Annotated in this window: 7 protein-coding genes; 6 read left to right on the plus strand and 1 reads right to left on the minus strand. The window is 67.3% G+C overall.

The window, feature by feature from the left end:
- The first annotated feature begins 197 nt into the window (after positions 1-197).
- From VGW35_15855 to VGW35_15875, 5 genes are all read left to right on the plus strand, one after another.
- Positions 198-1,220: an extracellular solute-binding protein gene (locus VGW35_15855; protein HEV8309134.1), complete on the plus strand. Its 1,023-nt coding sequence runs from the start codon at positions 198-200 to the stop codon at positions 1,218-1,220.
- A gap of 44 nt (positions 1,221-1,264) precedes the next feature.
- A complete protein-coding gene (locus tag VGW35_15860) occupies positions 1,265-2,356 on the plus strand; it encodes an ABC transporter ATP-binding protein (protein HEV8309135.1) in 1,092 nt (363 codons plus the stop codon).
- The gene (locus VGW35_15865; GenBank protein ID HEV8309136.1) at positions 2,353-4,014 is read left to right on the plus strand and encodes an iron ABC transporter permease; all 1,662 of its coding nucleotides are present in this window, start codon (positions 2,353-2,355) and stop codon (positions 4,012-4,014) included. Before VGW35_15860 ends, VGW35_15865 begins: the two co-directional genes overlap by 4 nt.
- A gap of 548 nt (positions 4,015-4,562) precedes the next feature.
- Positions 4,563-4,832 carry a hypothetical protein gene (locus VGW35_15870; protein ID HEV8309137.1) on the plus strand — a complete coding sequence of 90 codons (270 nt, stop codon included), beginning with the start codon at positions 4,563-4,565 and terminating at the stop codon, positions 4,830-4,832.
- Entirely contained in the window at positions 4,817-5,407 is a 591-nt protein-coding gene (locus VGW35_15875; GenBank protein HEV8309138.1) for a transposase, read from the plus strand. The genes VGW35_15870 and VGW35_15875 overlap by 16 nt, the downstream gene beginning before the upstream one ends.
- A 24-nt stretch (positions 5,408-5,431) precedes the next feature.
- Here VGW35_15875 and VGW35_15880 read toward each other — a convergent pair whose 3' ends face one another.
- The gene (locus VGW35_15880) at positions 5,432-5,608 is read right to left on the minus strand and encodes a BrnT family toxin (protein HEV8309139.1); all 177 of its coding nucleotides are present in this window, start codon (positions 5,606-5,608) and stop codon (positions 5,432-5,434) included.
- A gap of 300 nt (positions 5,609-5,908) precedes the next feature.
- Here VGW35_15880 and VGW35_15885 point away from each other — a divergent pair, with 300 nt between their 5' ends.
- Complete coding sequence (locus VGW35_15885; GenBank protein ID HEV8309140.1) at positions 5,909-6,397, plus strand: hypothetical protein; 489 nt, start codon at positions 5,909-5,911, stop codon at positions 6,395-6,397.
- Positions 6,398-6,766 lie beyond the last annotated feature (369 nt).

The raw sequence follows: 6,766 nt of genomic DNA on the forward strand, positions 1-6,766 counted from the left end.
CCCGCGGCGGGTCATGCGCGGCTCCTCGCTCAGTCGCCGTAACGGATGCGGGGCTCCAGGTAACCGTAGACAGCGCCCGCCCGACATCGGTGCCGCCCGGGGCGAGCCCTTGATGCTGACACCGGGTCGTGCTTTCCTCTAGGGCGGGTCGTTCGGCCAACGTCGGGGACGCGGCCGGTTACCGCAGAGGAGGCGATATGCGAGGCACGGTGCGGCGGGGGTGGTGGGCGGCACTGATGGTGGTCGCGGGCTTCGGCAGCCTCTCGGCGAGCGGGGCCGGGGCCCAGGGCAAGCCCGAGGATTCGGTCGTCGTGTACTCGGCGGCCGACGCGGACATGGTCAACGCGATGGTGACGGCCTTCCAGCAGAAGCACCCGGGCGTCAAGGTCTCCACGGTGGTGGCCGGGACGGGGGAAGTCATCAAGCGGGTCGAGGCGGAGCAGGCCCGCCCGCTCGGCGACGTGCTCTGGAGCGTCGGCCCGGAGGCGATCGGCGGGAAGAAGGCGCTGTTCGCCCCGTACGTGAGCCGCGAGGCCGGCGCCTTCTTCCCGGGCTACCTGCCGGCGGATCAGATCTGGACGCCGTTCACCACCATGCCGTACATCATCATGTACAACAAGAAGCTCGTCAGCGACGCCGAAGCGCCGAAGGCGTGGAAGGACGTCCTGGATCCCAAGTGGAAGGGGAAGGTGGCGTACGCCGACGCGACGAAGTCCGGGTCGTCCTACACGCTCCTGGTGACCTGGCTCACGATCTACGGGAAGAACGACGCCGGCTGGAAGTTCGTGGAGGACGTCCTCCGTCAATCCAAGGTCCTCCCGAAGTCCAGCATGACCTACCAGATGGTCGCCAACGGGGAGATCCCGATCGGCCTCACCTTCGAGCAGGCGGCCTTCGACTACCTGAAGAGCGGCGCGCCGGTCGGGCTCGTGTACCCCTCGGAGGGGACGGCGGTCACGCTGGACGGCAGCGCCCTCATCAAGAACGCCCCGCACCCCAACGCGGCCCGGCTGTTCCTGGACTTCACCGTCACCCGGGAGGCGCAGGACCTCATCGTCGAGAAGTTCGGGCGCCGTTCGGTGCGCCGGGACGTCGGCTCGCCGGCCGCCCTGCCGCCGCTCGACAAGATCAAGGCGATCAACTACGACTTCCAGTACGCGGCGGACAACCGCACGCAGCTCTTGAAGCGGTTCCAGGACACGCTGATCAAGACCCAGTGATCGCGCCCACCGGCTGAGCGGGCGCCGGCGCCGGTCTGGGGACCATGACGCGGGTCCGCATCGACGGGGTGGTCAAGCGCTTCGCCGAGAGCACGGCGCTGGACGGGGTCAGCCTCGAGCTCGTGCCGGGCGAGCTCTTCACCCTGCTCGGCCCCAGCGGGTGCGGCAAGACGACGCTCCTCAGGATCGTCGCCGGCCTGCTCCCCCAGGACGCCGGCTCGGTCGCCTTCGACGGGGTCCCGGTCGACGCCGTGCCGGCCTACGAGCGGAACATCGGCGTGGTGTTCCAGAGCTACGCCATCTTCCCCCACCTGCCTGTGCGGGAGAACATCGCCTACGGGCTCCGGGCCCGGGGCCTCCCGGCCGACGCCGTGACGGCCAGGGTCAGGGAGGCGGCCCACCTGGTTCAGCTCGAGCCCCTGCTGGCCCGGATGCCGGCTGCGCTCTCCGGCGGGCAGCAGCAGCGGGTGGTGCTGGCGCGGGCGCTCGTCATCGAGCCCCGGCTCCTCCTCATGGACGAGCCGCTCTCCAACCTGGACGCGCGGCTCCGGCGCGACATGCGAGCGCTCATCCGGCGCATTCAGCGCGAGCTCGGGATCACCACCCTCTACGTGACCCACGACCAGGAGGAAGCCCTGGCCATCTCCGACACCATCGCGGTGATGGATCGGGGCCGCGTCCTCCAGACCGGAAGGCCGTGGGAGGTCTACCTGGCTCCGCGGAGCCGCTTCGTGGCCGAGTTCCTCGGGAGCATGAACGTCGTCCCCGGGCGCGTGCTGGCCCGGGCGCCCGGCGACGCGTGGGTCACGGTCGAGACGGCGTGCGGCGCGCCCTGGCGGATCCTGGACGGGGGCCGGCTGCCGGCGACCGGAACGGTGCAACTCGGCGTCCGGCCCGAGTCGCTGCGCTTGGAGCCGCCGGCCGGGTCTCCAGAGACCTGGAACGAGGCGCGGGGCACGGTGACCGAGGTGACGTACCTCGGCTCGGTGGTCCGCTACCAGGTGCGGGTGGCTGACGGCCTCCTCCTCACGGCCGAGGCTCACGATCCCGACTTCACGCGGCTGCGCGCGGTCGGCGATCCGGCGAGCCTCTGGTGCGCGGCGGACCGGATCTTCTTTCTCCCGGCCGACTCGTGATTGCGTCGATAGGCAAGCGGGGGCGGGACGGCTGGTCGCTCGTCAGCGGCCTAGCCTTCCTCACGGTCCTCCTCTTCCTGGCCTGGCCGATCGGCGAGGTGCTGCTCACGAGCCTCTCGGGCGACGGTGGGCGGCTCGGGCTGGCCCCGAACTACCAGCGCGTCTTCACCCACCGGTACTATTACGGCAGCCTTGTCAACAGCCTCCTCCTGAGTACGGTCGCCACGCTGGGCGCCGTCCTGATCGGGACACCGCTCGCCGTCGCGGTGAGCCGCCATCCCGTCCCCGGCAAGGTCCTGATCCGGACCGCGGCCAACCTGACCCTCCTGTCGCCGCCCTTCATCGGCGCCTACTCCTGGGTCGTCCTGTTCGGGCGGAACGGCCTCGCCAACCAGTGGCTCCAGCCGCTCGGCTGGAGCCTGCCGCCGATCTACGGCTACGGGGGGATCCTCCTGGTCTTCGTCGTCCAGTACTTCCCCTTCGTGTTCCTCCTGGTCTCCGGGGCGCTCCGGTCGGTGGACCAGTCGATCGAGGACGCGGCGCTGAGCCTCGGCTCCCGGCCCCGGCGGGCCTTCTTCACGGCAATCCTGCCGGTGATCGCGCCGTCGCTGACGGCCGGAGCGCTCCTGGTGTTCATGGCCACCATGGCGGACTTCGGGACACCGATGATCATCGGCGAGGGCTTGCGGACGCTGCCGACCCTGATGTACGGCGAGTTCATCAACGAGCTGGGCGGCAACCCGTCCATGGCCAGCACGCTCGGGAGCCTGCTGATCCTCATCAACACGACGGCGCTCATGGCTCAGCGGTACTTCGCCTTCCGGAAGGCGTACAACGTCGTCTGCCTCCAGCCCCTCGGTCTCCGGCCGCTCGAACCCGGCCGGCGGTGGCTGGTCACGACCCTGATCTACGTGGTGGTGGCCGTCGCCCTCATGCCGGCGGCCACCATCGTCGTCTCGTCCTTCATGCCGACGCGGGGTCCGGTCATGTACGCCGGCCTGAGCCTGGGGAACTACCGCACGGTGCTCCACCTCGTCCCCCGGGCGATCGTCAACACCCTCGTCCTCACCGCCGCGGCCGTGCTCCTCGACGTCGGCCTGGGCATGCTGATCAGCTATCTCCTGGCGCGCCGCCGCTCGCGGGCCCACGCGTTGCTCGATGCGCTGGTCATGCTGGCCTATGCGATCCCGGGAACGGTCGTGGGGGTGGGCCTGATCATCGTCTACAACCGGCCGCCCCTGGTCCTGACCGGCACCTGGGCCATCCTGCTGATCTCGTACTTCATCCGACACCTGCCGTATCCCGTCCGCGCGTGCACGGCCATGCTCCAGCAGATCGACGTGCGGGTCGAGGAAGCCTCGATCAGCCTGGGGGTGCCGCCCTTCCGGACGTTCTGCCGGGTGACGGTGCCGCTGATGTTCCCCGCCATCGTGTCCGGCGCGACGCTGGCCTGGATCACGACGGTGGGGGAGCTGAGCTCGTCGATCCTGCTCTATTCGGGGCCCTGGGCGACGATGTCGGTGGAGATCTTCACCCAGGTCTTCAGCAACCACTTCGGGACCGCCTCGGCGCTGGCCACGATCCTCATCGTGGCGGCCGTGATCCCGCTGTTCCTGGCCTATCGGGTCCTCGGGGAGCGCTCCGTCGTGGCCCTGTGACGGAAGCTCTCGTGGCCCTCGAGGACGACGACCTCGCCCCCGCGCTCCAACCCGTCCGATCAAGCCGGCTGGTCAGCAGGACCTCGTGGAGGTACGGCCGAGTGGCAGGCGATGACGGGACGCGGCAGAACTCGGCCTTCAGGGCTTCAGCCGCTGCCTCCGAGGGAAAGAGCGAAACCGCGCGGACGAGGACGGTCATGCGCGCCAAATCGCCCCCATGAACCCGCATGAGCCCCAAGAGGAAGATACCGGCCTCCGGCCGATCGTTCCTGGCCGTCGTCCCAAGGAACTTCCACGCCTCGCTGGCGCGTTCGACATCGACGCCCACAGCCTGGCGCAAGATCGGGTCGATCGGGAACGTTCTGGGATCGAGCTGCGGCACCATTCGTGCTTGCACCATCGCCTTACCGCTTCGCTTTCTCTCCCGCGGCTAGACAGTATGACTTCCGAGAGGAGAGGCTGACCTCCGGCTCAACGCGGGTTAGCCTTTCGGCCAGAGCCGCCATGTGCTCTTGGCACATCACCCATCACGAGCTCGGAGGTCAGCCATGGACCACTCTAGCAAAGTCCTCGACGTGGGTCTCGACGTCCCCAAGGATGCCATCGCCGTCGCCTATGCGCCCGAGGACCGCGGCGCCGAGGTCGTGTCCCTGGGCTCGATCGGGACACGGCAGTGCGACATCGACACGCTGATCCGGAAGCTCCAGTCGAAGGGCGCGACGCCCGTGTTCGTCTACGAGGCAGGGCCGTGCGGCTACTGGCTGTATCGGTACCTCACCGCGAAGGCCTTGCCTGCCACGTTGTGGCGCCGTCGCTGATCCCGCGGAAAGCGGGGGACCGGGTGAAGACGGATCGGCGCGATGCGATCACGCTGGCCCGCTTGATGCGCAGCGGCGACCTGAGTTCGATCTACGTACCCGGCATCGAGGACGAGGCGCTCCGGGACTTGAGCCGAGGCCGTGACGACGCCATGCAGGATCTCAAGCGGAGCAAGCGCCGACTGAAATCGTTCCTGCTGCGGCAGTTACAGGCTCCGCCTCTTCCGATGGCTCGAGCAACCCCCATGAAGGCAAACGGCACCCGCGATCCGGGGGTCTTCGTGGCTCTTGACAGTGGAAGTCATATCAACGCCGCGGTGAGCGGCGCGCGGAGCGCGTCCGCTCCACTGCGAGGTTATGCGCTCCGTCGCGACGGCCGCCGTGTCTTATGGCTTCGGATGACCCCCGCGAGAGCCCGCAAGGCGTCGTTTGCCTCGCGGGCCCCGGGGAAGACGGCGGCAACGTCAGGGTCGAGCGTCACGACGAGGCTACCCTTTGCGTACAGGGCGGCGTACTTGTTCGGTCGAGAGCGACTGAAGTCGTACTCAGGGAGGACTTCGTCGAAGCCAACCTGACGTGTTCGCATTGTTCGCATCTTCTTAGGCCTTGCTTTCCTCATATTCCCTTCGCTCACGGCGCGTTGCTTTCCGCGCGCTGATCAGATGAATTGCCTCGCCGCGCTCGGTGAACATTACCACCAGGAGGCGGCGCCTGCCCGATTGGCCGAGCAGCACGAAGCGCTCCTCACCCTGCGAATGCCGAGGGTCATCGGTGATTCGGCCGAGCGGATCACCGAATACGTAGCCGCTTCCTCAAATGTGACCCGGTGCTTAGCACGATTGGCCGCTGCCTTCGGGCCGTACCACTCGAACCTTGGAGGTTCGGTCAACTGTCTGGGCTCATGGCTGTTGAATGCGCATAACGTTCGCGCTTCAGCCGCGGCGCTTTCGTTTCGTCGGCGCCGTCGGCTGCAAGCGCCTGTTAGCCGGCTTTGATCGAGGCCGTACTTCTGGCAGCAGTCTCCTCAATGCACCGAGCAACTGCTTTTCCACCTGCGCTCGCCGGACGGGATCGGCGTGGCCGATTCTGAAAGCCGTCTCGTCTCGCACTTGCCCGCCGTCATCGAACCGGCGAACCACCACTTCCAAAGGGTCGGATGGCCTGTCTCCTTTCCGGACGCTCTCGGATCGGGCCTTCAAGATTGCCACGACGAGGTCGATCACCGACTTGGCCAGGCCGATGCCAGCCGCCGTAAGAGCTACGTACGCGAGTACTTCGGGACCGCTTTCGTGTTCTTCGAAGCCGAGCCGCTCGACATCTGGATCGATCCGCTGCAATTCGGCATCGATCAAGTCGTACGCATGTGGAGAATGCTCGCGGTGAAAGCAGCCAGCGCTAACACGAACCTTGATCGAAACGGCCACCTCGCCTCGCTGCGCACGTCTGGATGCTCCGAACGCCGCCATTCGCGCACGGAACTGATTGCTCCATGTAGGCATGTTGTTCTGTTCTATCCGGCTAACGTGAGCGCTCAGCGGCCAGAGGGCGAGCATCGCGAACTCTAGGCCCACTGGAGCACAGAGTTGGACGGAGGTCAGCTCGCGAGGGCGCTATGGCCTGAAGCCTGCTCGGATCCACGAAACAGCCCAAACACCTAGCGCCACCGGCCACACAGTGCCAATCGGCGTGACGATAGTGAGAACAGCGGGCGCGATCTTGACCGACGGCACGTCCCAAACCACGCGCGGATCCTTCGGGTCGGGCCCGGAGCCTGGAACATACTCAATGAACCACCCATGGCCGGAAGGGCCTGCGACAAAATACTCGTACCCGACGCGGACACATACGATCAGTGCTCACGCGACGGAGAGTACGATCGCCAGCCTATGCCAGCCTCGAGGCCTGCTCATGTACTTTTACTCTGCCGTCCAACG

This window comes from Candidatus Methylomirabilota bacterium, from assembly GCA_036005065.1.
Classification (GTDB): domain Bacteria; phylum Methylomirabilota; class Methylomirabilia; order Rokubacteriales; family DASRDR01; genus DASYQW01.